General features: G+C 62.1%; 14 protein-coding genes. 6 read left to right on the top strand and 8 right to left on the bottom strand.

From position 1 onward, the window contains the following. Window positions 1–173 precede the first annotated feature (173 nt). The 6 genes from LQK83_RS20615 to LQK83_RS20590 all read left to right on the top strand — a co-directional run bounded on the left by LQK83_RS20615 (window position 174) and on the right by LQK83_RS20590 (window position 6427). A complete protein-coding gene (locus tag LQK83_RS20615; RefSeq protein WP_230839368.1) occupies window positions 174–1055 on the top strand; it encodes an ABC transporter permease subunit in 882 nt (293 codons plus the stop codon). Window positions 1056–1075: 20 nt separating this feature from the next. Then, window positions 1076–1912: an ABC transporter permease subunit gene (locus LQK83_RS20610; RefSeq protein WP_230839367.1), complete on the top strand. Its 837-nt coding sequence runs from the start codon at window positions 1076–1078 to the stop codon at window positions 1910–1912. Window positions 1913–1923: 11 nt separating this feature from the next. Beyond that, on the top strand, window positions 1924–3048 hold the full coding sequence (locus tag LQK83_RS20605) for a sn-glycerol-3-phosphate import ATP-binding protein UgpC (RefSeq protein WP_230839366.1): 1125 nt from the start codon (window positions 1924–1926) through the stop codon (window positions 3046–3048). Between the two features lie 110 nt (window positions 3049–3158). Then, window positions 3159–3647 carry a cupin domain-containing protein gene (locus tag LQK83_RS20600; protein ID WP_230839400.1) on the top strand — a complete coding sequence of 163 codons (489 nt, stop codon included), beginning with the start codon at window positions 3159–3161 and terminating at the stop codon, window positions 3645–3647. A gap of 101 nt (window positions 3648–3748) precedes the next feature. Continuing rightward, complete coding sequence (gene gshB, locus LQK83_RS20595) at window positions 3749–4699, top strand: glutathione synthase (protein ID WP_230839365.1); 951 nt, start codon at window positions 3749–3751, stop codon at window positions 4697–4699. A 195-nt stretch (window positions 4700–4894) separates the two neighbouring features. Further along, window positions 4895–6427, top strand: coding sequence for a YifB family Mg chelatase-like AAA ATPase (locus LQK83_RS20590; RefSeq protein WP_230839364.1), 1533 nt, complete (start codon window positions 4895–4897; stop codon window positions 6425–6427). A gap of 8 nt (window positions 6428–6435) precedes the next feature. Here LQK83_RS20590 and LQK83_RS20585 read toward each other — a convergent pair whose 3' ends face one another. From LQK83_RS20585 to LQK83_RS20550, 8 genes are all read right to left on the bottom strand, one after another. Then, a complete protein-coding gene (locus LQK83_RS20585; RefSeq protein WP_230839363.1) occupies window positions 6436–7227 on the bottom strand; it encodes a lysophospholipid acyltransferase family protein in 792 nt (263 codons plus the stop codon). Next, on the bottom strand, window positions 7224–7748 hold the full coding sequence (locus LQK83_RS20580) for a GNAT family N-acetyltransferase (protein ID WP_230839362.1): 525 nt from the start codon (window positions 7746–7748) through the stop codon (window positions 7224–7226). The genes LQK83_RS20585 and LQK83_RS20580 overlap by 4 nt, the downstream gene beginning before the upstream one ends. 2 nt (window positions 7749–7750) lie before the next feature. Continuing rightward, window positions 7751–8407, bottom strand: coding sequence for a tRNA (adenosine(37)-N6)-threonylcarbamoyltransferase complex dimerization subunit type 1 TsaB (gene tsaB, locus LQK83_RS20575; RefSeq protein ID WP_230839361.1), 657 nt, complete (start codon window positions 8405–8407; stop codon window positions 7751–7753). A gap of 10 nt (window positions 8408–8417) precedes the next feature. Continuing rightward, window positions 8418–8981: a NifU family protein gene (locus LQK83_RS20570; protein WP_230839360.1), complete on the bottom strand. Its 564-nt coding sequence runs from the start codon at window positions 8979–8981 to the stop codon at window positions 8418–8420. Between the two features lie 132 nt (window positions 8982–9113). Further along, window positions 9114–9605, bottom strand: coding sequence for a universal stress protein (locus LQK83_RS20565; RefSeq protein WP_230839359.1), 492 nt, complete (start codon window positions 9603–9605; stop codon window positions 9114–9116). Window positions 9606–9684: 79 nt separating this feature from the next. Then, complete coding sequence (trpS, locus tag LQK83_RS20560) at window positions 9685–10746, bottom strand: tryptophan--tRNA ligase (protein WP_230839358.1); 1062 nt, start codon at window positions 10744–10746, stop codon at window positions 9685–9687. Window positions 10747–10851: 105 nt separating this feature from the next. Next, window positions 10852–12441, bottom strand: a complete 1590-nt coding sequence (murJ, locus tag LQK83_RS20555) for a murein biosynthesis integral membrane protein MurJ (protein WP_230839357.1) — start codon at window positions 12439–12441, stop codon at window positions 10852–10854. Then, window positions 12438–15275, bottom strand: coding sequence for a [protein-PII] uridylyltransferase (locus LQK83_RS20550; RefSeq protein ID WP_230839356.1), 2838 nt, complete (start codon window positions 15273–15275; stop codon window positions 12438–12440). Before LQK83_RS20550 ends, murJ begins: the two co-directional genes overlap by 4 nt. Window positions 15276–15344 lie beyond the last annotated feature (69 nt).

Here is a 15344-nt window from a genome sequence, read left to right as displayed (position 1 = left end):
GCTTCAGCAATTTGATGGCATCCGGGGACGGCCGTTCCCGGATGCCAATCCACAAGCGGGGACAGCTCCGGATCGAGCCCCTGCGCTTTTTCCATTGCATGCAACACCCGGCCGGCGTGCGTTTCGCTCCGTCCGGATGACGCCCTGAACGCATCGCGCGGGACATAACCTCCATGAAGAGAGTCCAGTTCAACAACAGGTTCCTGCCCTACCTGTTCCTGCTGCCGCAGATGGCGGTCATCGTGATCTTCTTCTACTGGCCGTCCATACAGGCGATCCAGTCCTCCTTCTACATCGAGGATCCCTTCGGCTTCGGCTCGACCTTTGTGGGCCTGCGCAACTATCACGACGCGCTGTTCGGCGGGGACTATCTCAACATCGCCGTCTTTACGGTCTGGTTCACGATCGTCGTGACCGTGCTGTCGCTGTCGATCGGGCTGCTCCTGGCCGTGAAGGCCGACGCGATCCTGCGCGGGGCCAGCGCCTACAAGACCGCGCTGATCGCCGTCTATGCGGTTGCGCCACCCGCAGCCGGTCTGATCGGCTCGATGTTCTTCGACCAGCATATCGGCCCCTTCGTGAAACTGGTCAGCTATTTCGGCTGGGACATGAAGGTCGGCGTGAACTATTACGACACGGCTTTCGCGATGATCTTCATCTCGGTGTGGAAGCAGATCCCCTATAACTTCATTTTCTGCCTGTCAGGCCTGCAGGGCATTCCGGTTTCGGTGCGCGAGGCCGCCACGATCGACTGCCGCTCCGGCTTCCGCCGCTTCTGGACGGTGATCCTGCCGCTTCTGTCGCCGACGGCCTTCTTCCTGCTGATCATCAACATGACCTATTCGCTGTTCGACACGTTCGGCATCGTCGATACCGTGGTCAAGGACAAGGCCGCCAACAACCCCGTGACACTGGTCTACAAGATCTATCTCGACGGTTTCCGCGGCAACGATCTCGGCGGGTCGTCGGCACAGTCGGTCATCCTGATGATCGTGGTCTTCGTGCTGACCATCTTCCAGTTCCGCTTCCTCGAGCGCCGCGTGCATTACGGCTGAGACGGGTGAGAGTGACACACATGAAAAAAGTCTTCGACCATCTCATCCTGCTTTTCGGCGTCTTCCTGATGATCGGCCCGATCGTGGTGGCCTTCATCACGTCCACGCATGAGCCGACGGAAATCTATTCCAAGGGCCTGATGATCACCTGGGGCGACCATTTCTACGACACCTATCACAAGGTTCTCCTGGAAAGCGGCGGCTTCACGGGCAAGGTCACCGGCCTTTCCGAATTGAGGAATTCCTTCATTCTCGGCATTGGCTTTGCGGTGGGCAAAATCGTTCTGTCGATGCTGGCGGCCTATGCCATCGTCTATTTCCGCTTCCGTATGGGCGTGATCTTCTTCTGGATGATCTTCACCACGCTGCTTTTGCCGCTGGAAGTGCGCATTCTGCCGTCCTATGCGGTGATGACGAAGCTGGGGCTGGTCGACACCTATACCGGCCTGATCGTGCCGCTGCTCGCCTCGGCGACCGGCACCTTCTATTTCCGGCAGTTTTTCCGCTCGGTGCCGGAAGAGCTTCTGGAGGCGGCGCGCATCGACGGCGCGGGGCCGCTCAAGTTCTTCATCGACATCCTGGTCCCGCTGTCGCGCAACATGATCGCCGCGATGTTCATTGTCATGTTCGTCTATGGCTGGAACCAGTATCTCTGGCCGATGCTGATGACCACGGATGAGAGCTTCTTCACGCTGGTGCGCGGCATCAAGCAAATTCTGCTGGTCTGGGTCGGCTCCCAGATCCCCGATTACAATCAGGCTTTCGCGCTCGCGATCCTTGCCATGCTCCCGCCAGTTCTGATCGTCGTGATCTTCCAGAGCTGGTTCATCAAGGGCCTGACCGAAAGCGACAAGTAAAGGATAAAGACATGGCGCGCATCGAAATCGCACGGGTCTCGAAAATCTATACCGGCGGCGTTCGCGCCGTCAGCGATGTCGATATCGACATTGCAGACGGCGAGTTCATCGTGCTTGTCGGCCCTTCTGGCTGCGGCAAGTCCACCCTGCTGCGCATGGTCGCCGGGCTTGAGACGATCAGCGAGGGCTCGGTCTCCATCGGCGGGCGCAGGATCAACGATGTCGAACCGGCCGAGCGCGACATTGCCATGGTGTTCCAGAACTATGCGCTCTATCCGCATATGAGCGTTTACAAGAACCTGGCCTATGGCCTGAAGAACCGCGGCACGCCCAAGGCCGAGATCGATGCGCGCGTGGCGGAAGCCGCCCGCATGCTGGAGCTGGAACCCTATCTGGAGCGCAAGCCGCGGGCGCTTTCCGGCGGTCAGCGCCAGCGCGTCGCCATGGGCCGCGCTATCGTGCGCAAGCCTGCCGCCTTTCTCTTCGACGAGCCGCTTTCGAACCTCGATGCGAAGCTGCGCGTCAGCATGCGTGGCGAGATCAAGCAGCTGCAGAAGCGCCTCGGCACGACCTCGATCTATGTCACCCATGACCAGCTCGAAGCCATGACGCTGGCCGACCGGCTCGTCGTGCTCAATGGCGGGCGGATCGAACAGATCGGCGCCCCGCTGGAAGTGTATCACCGTCCGGCCTCGACTTTCGTGGCGAGCTTCATCGGTTCGCCGGCGATGAACCTTCTGCCGGCCACCGTCTTCAATGGCGGCATTCTGATCGGCGACCAGCTGAGCGGGCTTTCTGCAAACCTGCCCAACGGGCACGTCACCCTCGGCCTGCGCGCCGAAGACCTGCGGCTTGTAACCCAAGGGACCGGGATGCCGTTCACGATCAGCTTCATCGAGGATCTGGGCGCGCAGCGTCTGCTGCACGGCCTTTGCGGCGGCCATCCCCTGGTTGTCGCCGTTTCGCCGGATCTGGACCTGCCCGCCAACATCCGCCTCACCATCGCAGCCGATCGCCTGCATTTCTTTGCCGTCGATACGGGCAAGCGGATCGAGCCGGGCCCCGCGCCCGTCCAACCGGCCCAGAATGGCACAGAAACAGCCGCTTCCGAGGCCGGAATGACGGCGGGTTTTTAAAATTTCTGCTTTTCGAGTAGTAATTTCGTGAGATTTTTGCGCAATGATGGGCCCTGATTTCAGGACAAGGGGCCGTCATGGCGTTTCATCTTCTGCCGATACAGGCATTCATGGCGCTGGTTGCGGGCGCAAGGCCGCTTCTCGACCTGACCGACGTACCGCCGCTGGTGGCGGCCTCTTCGGCTGCCATGGAGATGAAATCCGCGCCGATCGATCCGGACTGGATCCTTTCAGGGACGCCGGAAGCGCGCATTGCGGAACATTCGCACAGTGCTGACAAGGCCGCGATGACGGCGCTGTGGGACTGCACCGCCGGCGCCTTCCGCTGGCATTTCGCATGGGACGAGACCGTTATGATCCTCGAAGGGGAAGTGGAAGTCACCGACGAAAGCGGCGTCACGCGCGTCCTCAAGCCCGGCGACATCGCCTATTTCGCCGGCAACACATGGGCGACCTGGAAGATCGACACCTATGTCCGCAAGATCGCCTTCCTGCGACGCCCCTTCCCGCTGCCTCTTGCCCTTGCCCTGAAGGCCAAGGGCAAGCTCAACCGCCTGACCGCCAGACTGACCAAACGCCCGTTGCGCTCGGCGCTGTGACCGCCTAAATATCCGGGGCGCGCAATCGTGCAGGCCCGTCAACGCATGTCCGGGCGGAAAGCCGACCCACGGTTTTTCAGGACATGCTCCAAGGATATCACATGGCAAAGATCAGGAATGTCGCGGTCCAGATGGACCATGTCTCGTCCATCAACATCGCGGGCGACTCCACCTTCGCCATGAGCCTGGAAGCACAGGCGCGCGGCTACAGGCTTTTCCACTATACGCCAGAGAAACTGTCGCTGCGCGACGGAAAGGTCTATGCGACCGCCGAGCCGATGGAGCTGCGTGACGTCAAGGGCGACCATTTTACGCTGGGCTCGCCCGAACGCATCGATCTGTCGACCATGGACGTCGTGCTGCTGCGCCAGGACCCGCCCTTCGACATGGCTTATATCACCTCCACGCACATGCTGGAACGGATCCACCCGAAGACGGTGGTGGTGAACGATCCGGCCTGGGTGCGCAATTCGCCGGAGAAGATCTTCGTCACCGAGTTTCCCGACCTGATGCCGGCCACGCTGATTACCCGGGACGCCGCCGAGATCCGCACCTTCCGTGAAGAGATGGGCGATATCATCATCAAGCCGCTCTATGGCAATGGCGGGGCCGGCGTGTTCCATCTCAAGAAGGACGACCGCAACCTGTCGTCTCTGCTCGAAACCTTTGGGCAGATGTTCCGCGAGCCTTTCATTGCGCAGCAATATCTGCCGGACGTGCGCAAGGGCGACAAGCGCATCATCCTCATCGACGGCAAGCCCGTGGGCGCCATCAACCGTGTGCCCGCCGAGCATGACAGCCGCTCCAACATGCATGTCGGCGGGCGCGCCGAACATACGGAACTGACGAAGCGCGAACAGGAAATCTGCGACCGCATCGGCCCGGCGCTGCGGGAACGCGGCTTCATTCTCGTCGGCATCGACGTCATCGGCGATTATCTCACCGAAATCAACGTCACCTCACCGACCGGCATTCGCGAGGTCAAGCGCTTCAGCGGCACGGATATCGCCGCCCTTCTGTGGGACGCCATCGAGGCCAAGCGGACGGCTTGAGATTCCTAACGAAAGGTACGCCCCGCGCCGGCCATGACCGTCGCGGGCGGCCGTGCCATTCGAGCTTTGTTCACGCGCCACAACCTCACACAACCATGTGTGGATTTTTCCGCCATTTTGTTTCTTTTTTGTTCTTGCTTCATTCTTGCAACTGTGAGAGGCTGCATGCAACCTAAGAGATTCAGGGGGCGGGTCATGGTATCGCGGGTGGCAACGGTGGCATTTCAGGGCATTGAGGGCTTGCCGGTCGACGTGCAGGTGATGGTATCGCCCGGCAAGCTCGCCATGCAGATCGTCGGGCTGCCGGACAAGGCGGTTGCCGAAAGTCGCGAGCGGGTGCATGCGGCGCTCCACGCCTCGGGCCTCTCGCTACCGCCGAAGCGGATTACCGTCAATCTCGCCCCGGCCGACCTACCGAAGGAAGGATCGCATTTCGACCTTGCCATTGCGCTCGGTCTGATGGCCGCGCTGGGCGCGATCCCGGCGGATGCGCTGTCGGATTATGCCGTGGTGGGCGAACTCAATCTTGACGGGACGATCGCGCCCGTTGCGGGTGCTCTGCCGGCGGCCATTGCCGCCAATGCGATGGGCAAGGGGCTGATCTGCCCGGCGGGCAGCGGGCCGGAGGCGGCCTGGGCGGGCGCCGATATCGATATTCTTGCGCCGCGCAGTCTCATCGGGCTGGCCAATCATTTTCGCGGAACGCAGGTGCTGACGCGGCCGGAGCCGGCTGTGCGTGCCCTGCCGGCCAATCTTCCCGATCTCTCGGACATTCGCGGCCAGGAGAGCGCCAAGCGGGCGCTAGAGGTTGTGGCCGCGGGTGGGCATAACCTGTTGATGATCGGGCCGCCGGGCTCCGGCAAGTCGATGCTGGCGCAGCGCCTGCCCTCGATCCTGCCGCCCCTGTCGGCAGCCGAGCTTCTCGAAGTCTCGATGATCCATTCGGTCGCCGGGCAATTATCGGGCGGCAAGCTGTCCGATCGGCGGCCATTTCGCGCGCCGCATCATTCCGCGACCATGGCCTCGCTGATCGGCGGCGGGTTGCGGGCAAAGCCGGGGGAAGTGTCTCTCGCCCATCACGGTGTGCTCTTCCTCGATGAATTGCCGGAATTCTCAAGTCAGGCGCTGGACGCGCTGCGACAGCCGCTGGAGACCGGCGAATGCGTGATTGCGCGCGCCAATCACCGCGTTTCCTACCCCGCCAATATCCAGTTGATCGCGGCGATGAACCCCTGCCGCTGCGGCATGGCGGGAGAGCCCGGCCATAGCTGCGCGCGCGGCCCGCGCTGCGTTGCCGATTACCAGGCGCGCATTTCCGGACCGCTGATGGACCGGATCGATATCCGCATCGACGTTCCGGCGGTCAATGCCGCCGATCTGCTGATCCCTGCAGCGTCCGAGCGCAGCGCCGATGTCGCGCGCCGCGTGGCCGCCGCCCGCGAGATGCAGCGGGAACGCTTCCTCGAATTCGGCGCGCCTCACATTCGCACCAATGCGCAATGCTCGACGGCGATCATCGAGAAGATCGCCGAGCCCGATCGCGGCGGCCTGACGCTGTTGCAGGATGCGGCCGAGAAGATGAAGTTCTCAGCGCGCGGCTATCACCGGATCCTGAAAGTGGCGCGCACCATTGCCGATCTGGACGGACAACGGGCGATCGGACGCATTCATATCGCCGAGGCGATTTCCTACCGGATCGCGGGAGAACGGCTTCACGCTGCGGCGTAAGAAAAAGCTTACCTTGGGCTCCGCAGGGTCGCATGCAGCGCGGTGCCGATTTCTTCTTCCACCAACCGGCTGACAGCCTTGCGGTTGCTTGAGGCCGAAAAAGGGATTGGCGGGCAGAAGGTCACTTCCGCTTCCAGGGACCCCATTTTGAGAACCCCGGAGAGATGCGGCACCAGTTCGGTGTCGCCCGGCCAAGCGGCGAGCACCCGGTGGAAACGGCCAAGGGGCAGGCCGTGGGCGCGTGTATAGGCGACGGCGACGGGCTGTATCAGCACCACCCCCTCGGGCGATGCCGGGAGGGCTGCGGAGGCCGCGCCGAAGAGCGAGGTCTTGACCGGCAGAAGGCGGTTGCCGTCGGAGGTCGTGCCTTCCGGAAAGAGGACGACGATCTCACCCGCCGCAAGCCGCGCGCCGATTTCGTTCACCTGATCGCCGGTCTTGCGGCGTTCTTCCCGCTCGATGAAGATCGTGGCCTGCAGACGTGCCAGAGTGTTGAAGACCGGCCAGGTCTTGACCTCGGATTTGGCGATGAAGACGACGTCGGCCACGGCGCTGAGCACGAGAATGTCGAGCCAGGAGGAATGGTTTGCCGCGATCATCAGCGGCCGACCGGTCGCCGGCTCGCTGTTGACATGAATCCTGACACCGAGAAGGGCGCAGGCAATGCGGTGCCAGATGCCGGGCAGTCTGCGGCGCAGCCGCCAGTCGAAACGCAGCGCGACGACCTGCAGGGGTGCCATAAAAAGCGTCACGATCACGACAACAATGAGAAGCGCCGCAATCCGGAGCCTGACGATCACGGCTTGCCGCTCCTGGGTTTCCGGGGCGCGGTGAGATCGAGGCGCATCACATGAGCGGCCGTCTTCTTGCCGTCGGGTCCGGCGTAATAGGCCGGCCGTTCGGCCACCTTGGCAAAGCCAAGCTTGGCATAGAGAGCACGCGCCGCCGTATTGGTCTCGTCCACTTCGAGAAAAACGGTGGTGGCATCGCGGGCGACGATGTCGGCAAGGGCTGCGCGCATCAGCCTCCAGCCGAGCCCCTGACGGGCGACCCTCGGCGTGACGCCGATCGACAGAATTTCAGCTTCGCCGGCCGCCGTGCGGGAAAGCACGAAACCCGTCACGCCGTCGCGCGGGGACAGGCCGGAGTGAAAGGCAACAAAACCGCCAACCGTGTCCTGGCCGAGCAGGTCGTGAAACTCGCCGTCGCTCCAGCCTCGCAAAAAGCGCTCCCCATGGATCGCAGATGCAGCGCGGCAATGGGCGACCTCCATGGGAATGATTTCATAATCGACTTTTCGCGAGAAGAACTTCTCCAGCATCCCTATGCTCTGCGTTCAATGGCGAAGCCCAACTGAGGCTTCGCATCCGGTCCTCGCAGGTATAGCGGGGCGGGCTTGCCCGTAACATTCGACTTTCGTGCCGCAAGGCGGGCCACGGCCCCGATGTCGAAATGGTCAGCCTCGGCTGACGAATGAAGCAGTGCAGCCGCCCCCGATCCGACCGCCCTCGCCCCCGATACTGCGATCCGCGCGCGGGCATCATCAAGCAGCAGAGCCTGCGGCTCGTCGCTCGGCGTCCCGGTTTCATCAAAAGGCTGAAGATAGATTTCGCCGCGTTTTGCATCGATGGCAGCGGTCAAGGGCCCGGCATGTTTAGCGTGTCTTTCCGCCTCCACCAGAACCTCCAGCGTGGTCACGCCCACGGCTGGAATGCCGAGCGCAAGCGCCAGACCCCGCGCGGCGGCAACGCCAACGCGGATCCCGGTGAAGGAACCGGGACCGACTGTCACACCAATTCGTCCGAGAGCATCAGGCGTAAGCATAGCCTGACGCATGACGTCATCGATCATGCCAGACAGGCGCTCTGCGTGGCCCTTGCCGAGCGTCTCCGTCGCACTCGCCATCAACCGTTCGGCGGCCGTATCATAGACGGCCACGGAACAGTCGACGCCGGCGGTGTCTATGGCAAGAACGATCATGCGGCAGGCCTCAGACGGCCTCGACTTCCTGCACTTCCGGAATGAAATGGCGCAGAAGGTTCTGCACGCCATGCTTCAGCGTCGCGGTGGAAGACGGGCAGCCGGCGCAGGAGCCCTTCATGTTGAGAAAGACCTTGCCGTCCCGGAAACCGCGGAAGGTGATGTCGCCGCCGTCCTGGGCCACGGCCGGGCGGACGCGGGTTTCCAGAAGCTCCTTGATCGTCTTCACGATGATCTCATCGCCTTCGTTATAGAACTCGCCCGAAGGATCCGTCGCTTCAGCCGTGCTTGCACCGCCCATCACGGGCGCGCCGGACATGAAATGCTCCATGATCGAACCGAGGATGGCGGGCTTCAGATGCGCCCAGTCCTGGTCCTCTTTGGTCACGGTGACGAAGTCATAGCCGAAAAAGACACCAGTGACGCCGGGAATGCCGAAAAGACGAGCGGCGAGCGGCGATGCTGCGGCCTCGTCGGCGCTGCGGAAATCCGCCGTTCCTTCCTGAAGAACCACCTTGCCGGGCAAGAACTTCAGCGTTGCAGGATTCGGGGTTGCTTCGGTCTGGATAAACATGCCGGTCTCCGTGGCCACCGTTCAAGCGGCTCAAACTTTTAGAATGTTTCCAAAATAGGCGCATCGCGAAAGGCGATCAAGCCCGTGATGCGGTCAAAAGCCCTTATAGCGGAAAAAACTTTTCTCAGAAACTCAAGAAAGCGCCTCGATCTCTTCGTCGCTCAGCGCATCAGGGATCACCGTGACCGGAATGGGGAAGGCGGCGGAGCGTCCGGCCACGGACGACACCAGCGGGCCCGGCCCCTCCTTGGTCGATCCGGAGGCGAGCACAAGAATGGCGATGTCGCGGTCTTCCTCGATCAGCGCGTGGATCTGCTCCACCGCCTGGCCTTCGCGGATCACCAGCTCTGGCTCGATGCCGACCTTTTCGCGGATGAACTGCGCGGTCTTGGCGAGCGCGGCGTTCGCCTCTTCCATGGCCTCTTCACGCATGAGATCGCCGACGCCCAGCCATTGCTGGAAGTCCTGCTGTGACACGACAAACATGAGAACCACGCCGCCACCCGTGTTGCGGGCGCGATAGCCTGCATAAAGAACGGCCCGGCTGCATTCGGGCGTCTGGTCAACGATCGCCATGAATTTACGGCGATGACCTTCGAGGCGTGATAGGCGTCTTGAAACCATGCGCGGACAATGCCATTTGCGCGCCCGCCCCGCAAGCCATCAAAACTGCGGAGAGGGTGCATCATCGTTCATTGGTCGATCACAGGAAGCCGACGATGTCGCGAACCTGCTTCAGAGTGACGTCTGCGCGGGCGCGGGCGCGTTCGCCGCCATCCTTCAGGATCGCGTCGATATGATCGGTCGCGTCCATGAGGCGGCGCATCTCGGCATGGATCGGCGCAAGAACGGTGACCGCCAGATCGGCCAGGGCCGGCTTGAAGGCCGAAAACTGCTGGCCACCGAATTCCTTCAGGACATCGGCCTTGGACGTGTCGGCGAGGGCCGCATAAATGCCGACGAGGTTGTCGGCTTCGGGACGGCCGGCAAGACCATCCGTCTCGCCCGGCAAGCCTTCCGGATCGGTCTTGGCCTTCTTGATCTTCTTCGAGATCGCGTCGGCATCGTCCATCAGGTTGATGCGCGAGAGGTCCGACGGATCCGACTTCGACATCTTCTTCGTGCCATCGCGCAGGGACATGACGCGCGGCGCGGGACCATCGATCAACGCTTCCACCATCGGGAAATAGGCGTGCACCGGCTCGTCGCCGACCTTGATATCGACCCCCTCACCGCTTTTGCGGATATGGTCAGCGAAGTCGAGGTTGAACTTCTGCGCAATGTCGCGGGTCAGTTCGAGATGCTGCTTCTGGTCGTCGCCGACCGGAACATGGGTGGCGCGGTAGAGCAGGATGTCGGCAGCCATCAGGCTCGGATAGGCGTAAAGGCCGAGCGAGGCCTTCTCGGCATCCTTGCCGGCCTTGTCCTTGAACTGCGTCATGCGGTTCATCCAGCCGATGCGGGCGACGCAGTTAAAGATCCAGGCAAGTTCGGCATGGCCGGGCACGGCCGACTGGTTGAAGACGATATGCTTCTTCGGGTCGATACCGGAGGCGATGAAGGCCGCGGCGATCGAGCGGGTCTGCTCCTTCAGGTCCTCATGCACCAGCTGCGCGGTCAGCGCATGCATATCGACGACGCAATAGATGCAGTCGTTCTTATCCTGCAGCGCCACGAATTTGCGGATCGCGCCGAGATAGTTGCCGAGATGCAGATTGCCGGTGGGCTGAACGCCGGAAAAGACGAGCGGCTGGAACTGTTTCATATGTGTCCTCTTGGGCGGGCGGTTGGAAGGCCCGCGTCTGTCCATGGTTCGTGACTGGGCAAACGCCTGTTCAAGCTTGCGCAATAGCCTGCACGGCGCAGACGATCAAGCCGCGTCTTCGGGAATCGCAGGCGCCGCCTTGCCGCGCCGCTTCATGTTGCGGCGGATCATGCCGATATCGGCACCGCCAATGGCGAAGACGATGACGAGATAAAGCGCGAAGGACGCAAAGACGATCGGCAGAAGTACGGCGGCCTGCATGAGCGCCGGGCTTCCCGAGTGCAGATAGCCGGCAAAATGCACCGCCATGTAATGCGCCGCAACCGCCATGATCACCGACGCGATCACCATTCGGATCGCTCGGGACACCAGCGCCCGTTCGATATTGAGATGGCCGCGACGCGTGAGCGAGACGAAGAGCATGATGGTCGACAGCCAGCCGGCGATCGATTCCGCCGCCGCAATGCCGCGCTCGGCAAAGAAGGGAAAAAGCGAAATGGAAAGCGCACTGTTCACGAAGACCGAGATCATGGTGAAACGCATCGGCGTCTTCGTATCCTCGCGCGCGAAGAAGCCGGGAGTGAGCGCCTTGTTCAGCACGAAGCCGGGCAGGCCGAAGCCGAAGAGCGTCAGCACGGCGGCGACGGTCGCCGTCGCTTCCGGATGGAAGGCGCCGCGCTCGTAGACAAGCCGGATGATGTCATCAGACAAGGCGAAAATGCCGGCGGCGGCGGGCAGCGTGAGAAAGAGCACGAATTCGATCGAGCGGTTCTGCAGGCTCTCGGCTTCGACCATATGACCGCTTTTCAGCGCGCGGGCGAGCTCGGGCAGGAGAACCACACCGACGGCGACACCCACGACGCCCAGCGGCAATTGATAGATGCGGTCGGCATATTGCAGCGAGGCGATCGCGCCATCCTTCATCGAGGCGACGGCCTGACCGATGATCAGGTTGATCTGGGTGACGCCGCCGGTGACGGCGGCAGGAAGCGCCAGAAGCAGCAGGCGCTTCACGTTCGGCGTCATATGCGGACGTCGGAATGCGATCGACATGCCGGCAAAACGGACACCGATATAGAGCACCAGCATTTGCAGGATGCCGGCGACCAGCACCGCATAGGACAGATAGTAGGCGATGGAGACCGCATCGGCCTTGATCCAGAGACCATAGGCAAGAGCCGCGATCATCGCGACGTTGAAGAAGATCGGCGCGATGGCGGCGGCGAGATAGTGATGCAGCGAATTCAGCATGCCCGACAGCATGGCGGTCAGCGACATGCAGGCGAGATAGGGGAACATGATGATCGCCAGCCGCACGGTCACGTCATATTTGTCGCCCTCGAAGCCCGGCGCGATGATGGTGCGCATGAGGATCGGCATGGACAGTTCCATGACGACGGTCAGCGCCAGCAATACGGTGAAGAGAACGCCGAAGACCTCTTCCGAAAAGCGTTTTGCCCCGTCGATGCCACCCGCCTCGATCTCCTTGGCGAAGAGCGGCACGAAGGCGGCGTTGAACGCGCCTTCGGCAAACAGCCGCCGGAAGAGATTGGGTAGCTTGAAGGCGGCGTAGAAGGCTTCGGCCATGGGCCCGGTGCCGAGGGCTGCCGCCATCATGGTTTCGCGCGCGAAACCCATCAAGCGGCTGCCGAGGGTTCCGCCGCCCACCGTCACGAATTTCTTGAACAGGCTCATGCGCCGGATCTCGTTTTCTTGACGCCGCGGATCGGGGCCGGCGCGATGATGCCGGAGGGCATGCCGCTGCGGGCCTCATCCTCCACTTCGGCCAGAACCGCCTTCACGCGGGCCGTGATATTGGCCTGGCGGTTTTCGTTGGTGATCTTCTGCCCCACGAGGTCAGTCACATAGAAGGTATCGATGACCTTTTCGCCGAAGGTGGTGATGTGGGCGGAGGTGATGTCGAGCGACAGGTCGGAGAGCACCGAGGTGATCTCGTAAAGCAGACCCGGACGGTCGAGGCATTCCAGCTCGAGCACGGTAAACTTGTTGGAGAGCGTGTTCGACACGGTCACGGCCGGGGCGATGGTGAAGGTCGTGTTGCGCTTCTTGCCCTTCGTGCGAATGGCGATGACTTCCGGAACGCGCTTCTGACCGGCCAGCACATCCTCGATCAGCTTGCCGATCGAGGTGGCGCGGCGGATTTCGTCCTCGTCGTTCTTGAACTCGCGGTTGATCATGATCGTATCAAGCGCGCGGCCATCCGCCGTCGTGAAGATGTTGGCGTCGGCGATGTTGGCGCCGGCGGCCGCACAGGCTCCGGTGATGATGGCGAGCAGGCGCGGATGGTCGGGCGCGAGAACCGTGATCTCTGTGATCGAATGGAAGGAGCGCGTGCGCACCATGCTGGCCAGCGCCTTGCCGGCCTTGTCGGCATCGCGGATGAAGCCGGCATGGCGGGTCTGATCTTCGAGCGAGACACTCAGCAGATATGGCTCGTAATGGAGCTTCGAATAGGTCTTGCGGTCCTTCTGGGTCCAGCCTTCCAGCGCTTCAGCAAGCCGCTCGCGGGCAGCGGCGGCGCGCTCCTTGCGGGAGACCTCCGAGAAACCGCCCGTCAGCTGCAGTTCGGTCTCATAGTAGAGCGTCCGCAACAGCTGGCCCTTCCAGCCGTTCCAGACACCAGGACCGACGGCGCGGATATCGGCGACGGTGAGGATCAACAGCAGACGCAGGCGCTCGAGCGACTGGACGCGCTCGAAAAAGTCCATGATCGTCTTGCGATCGTTGAGGTCGCGCGTCTGTGCCACCATGGACATGGTGAGATGTTCCTCGATCAGCCAGGCAACGAGTTCCGTCTGCTTCGGCGTCATGCCGAGACGCGGGCAGAGCTTGCGGGCGACCTTGGCGCCGGCTGTCGAATGGTCCTCCGGGCGCCCCTTGGCGACGTCGTGCAGAAGGGCCGCGACATAGATGACCTGACGATCCTCGATCGAGGGAAACAGCGACACGGCCAGCGGATTGATATCCTTGTCACGGCCAGCCTCGATGGAGGCGACGACCTCGACGGTGCGCAAGAGATGCTCGTCCACCGTATAGTGGTGATACATGTTGAACTGCATCATCGAGACGATCTTGCCGAATTCGGGCAGGAAGCGGCCGAGCACGCCAGCCTCGTTCATGCGCCTGAGCGTCATGGCGGGGTTCTTGTGCGAAGTCAGGATCGACAGGAAGATGGCGTTGGCTGCCTCGTTGTCGCGTAGCGCATTGTCGATCAGCGCCAGCGAACGCGTGATGCGGCTCAGAGCATCGGGGTGATATTCCAGCTCCTTCATTTCCGCGACGTGGAAGAAGCGGATGAGGTTGACCGGGTCTTCCTTGAAGACATCCGGGCTTGAAAGCGCGATGCGGCCGCGATCCTCGACGAATTGCGGCGATCCGGCAATCTTGCGCGGACGGTTGGCAAAGCGGCTGATGACATTGGTGAGGCCCGGCGCATCCTTGGCCTGCTGCTCTTCCAGCGTCGCGCAGAGAATGCGGGTCAGGTCGCCGACATTCTTCGCCATCCAGAAATAATGCTTCATGAAGCGCTCGACCGCCGTCAGGCCGGGCCGATCATGGTAATCGAGGCGGCGGGCGATATCCGGCTGGATGTCGAAGGACAGGCGCTCCTCGCTCTTGCCGGTCAGGAAATGCATGTGGCAGCGCACGGCCCAGAGAAAGTCGTCGCATTTCTCGAACAGGCGGAATTCCGAGCGCGACAGGACGCCCAGCTTGACCAGATCCTCGGTGTCGCGGACGCGGTAATAGTATTTCGAGATCCAGAAGAGCGTGTGCAGGTCGCGAAGCCCGCCCTTGCCTTCCTTCACATTCGGCTCGACCAGATATCGGGTGTCGCCGCTCTTGCGGTGGCGCTCGTCACGTTCGGCAAGCTTGGCGGCGATGAATTGCGGACCGGAATTGCGCACCACTTCGTTGTCGAAGCGCGTTTCGAGTTCCGAAAGCAGCGCGCGCTGGCCGCAAATATAGCGCGCTTCCAGAATGGCCGTGCGAATGGTCATGTCGGTCTTGGAGAGGCGAATGCACTCTTCCACCGTACGGGTTGCATGACCGACCTTCAGGCCCATGTCCCAGAGGATATAGAGGATGAATTCGATCGCAGGCTCGACCCAGGCCGGTTTCTTGTCGGGCAGCAGGAACAGAAGATCGATATCCGAGCCAGGCGCCAGCGTGCCGCGCCCGTAACCGCCGACAGCGGCAACGCAGAGACGCGAAGCTTGCGGCGTATTCGATGCGCTGAAGACATGGTTCAACGCGAAATCGTGCAGGATGGTGATGATGTGATCCTGCAGCCGGCAAATCCGCATGGCGCAGGCAAGCCCGCCACCATCGGCCATCAGCAGTTCCTCGGCCCGCGCGCGGCCCTTGGCATTGGCTTCCTTGATCGCGGCCAGGAGTGCCGTGCGGGTGGCAGCCGCGTTTTCGGCCTGGCGGCTCGCGATGAAATCGCATTGCGACTTCAGGGCCTTCCAGTCGAGAAGATCGGCATGTTCCGGATTGCGGACATCCATTGCGGCGTTGATTCCTTGGGTTCGCGAAGCAACTGACGAGTCGGCCGCTCTATAGGCGTTTTTATGTCG

The sequence above is a fragment of the Rhizobium sp. C1 genome (assembly GCF_021026335.1).
Classification (GTDB): Bacteria; Pseudomonadota; Alphaproteobacteria; order Rhizobiales; family Rhizobiaceae; genus Ensifer_A.
The sequence above is the reverse complement of the archived record's forward strand: the minus strand, read 5'-3'. Positions and strand labels throughout refer to the sequence as shown.

Bases quoted from the DNA above. Each gene is read 5' to 3' on its own strand.
- murJ (WP_230839357.1), bottom strand. From the start codon at position 12,441: ATGAGCCTGTTCAAGAAATTCGTGACGGTGGGCGGCGGAACCCTCGGC.
- LQK83_RS20600 (WP_230839400.1), top strand. From the start codon at position 3,159: ATGGCGCTGGTTGCGGGCGCAAGGCCGCTTCTCGACCTGACCGACGTA.
- gshB (WP_230839365.1), top strand. From the start codon at position 3,749: ATGGCAAAGATCAGGAATGTCGCGGTCCAGATGGACCATGTCTCGTCC.
- LQK83_RS20570 (WP_230839360.1), bottom strand. From the start codon at position 8,981: ATGTTTATCCAGACCGAAGCAACCCCGAATCCTGCAACGCTGAAGTTC.
- LQK83_RS20590 (WP_230839364.1), top strand. From the start codon at position 4,895: ATGGTATCGCGGGTGGCAACGGTGGCATTTCAGGGCATTGAGGGCTTG.
- tsaB (WP_230839361.1), bottom strand. From the start codon at position 8,407: ATGATCGTTCTTGCCATAGACACCGCCGGCGTCGACTGTTCCGTGGCC.
- LQK83_RS20580 (WP_230839362.1), bottom strand. From the start codon at position 7,748: ATGCTGGAGAAGTTCTTCTCGCGAAAAGTCGATTATGAAATCATTCCC.
- LQK83_RS20565 (WP_230839359.1), bottom strand. From the start codon at position 9,605: ATGGTTTCAAGACGCCTATCACGCCTCGAAGGTCATCGCCGTAAATTC.
- trpS (WP_230839358.1), bottom strand. From the start codon at position 10,746: ATGAAACAGTTCCAGCCGCTCGTCTTTTCCGGCGTTCAGCCCACCGGC.
- LQK83_RS20610 (WP_230839367.1), top strand. From the start codon at position 1,076: ATGAAAAAAGTCTTCGACCATCTCATCCTGCTTTTCGGCGTCTTCCTG.
- LQK83_RS20615 (WP_230839368.1), top strand. From the start codon at position 174: ATGAAGAGAGTCCAGTTCAACAACAGGTTCCTGCCCTACCTGTTCCTG.
- LQK83_RS20550 (WP_230839356.1), bottom strand. From the start codon at position 15,275: ATGGATGTCCGCAATCCGGAACATGCCGATCTTCTCGACTGGAAGGCC.
- LQK83_RS20605 (WP_230839366.1), top strand. From the start codon at position 1,924: ATGGCGCGCATCGAAATCGCACGGGTCTCGAAAATCTATACCGGCGGC.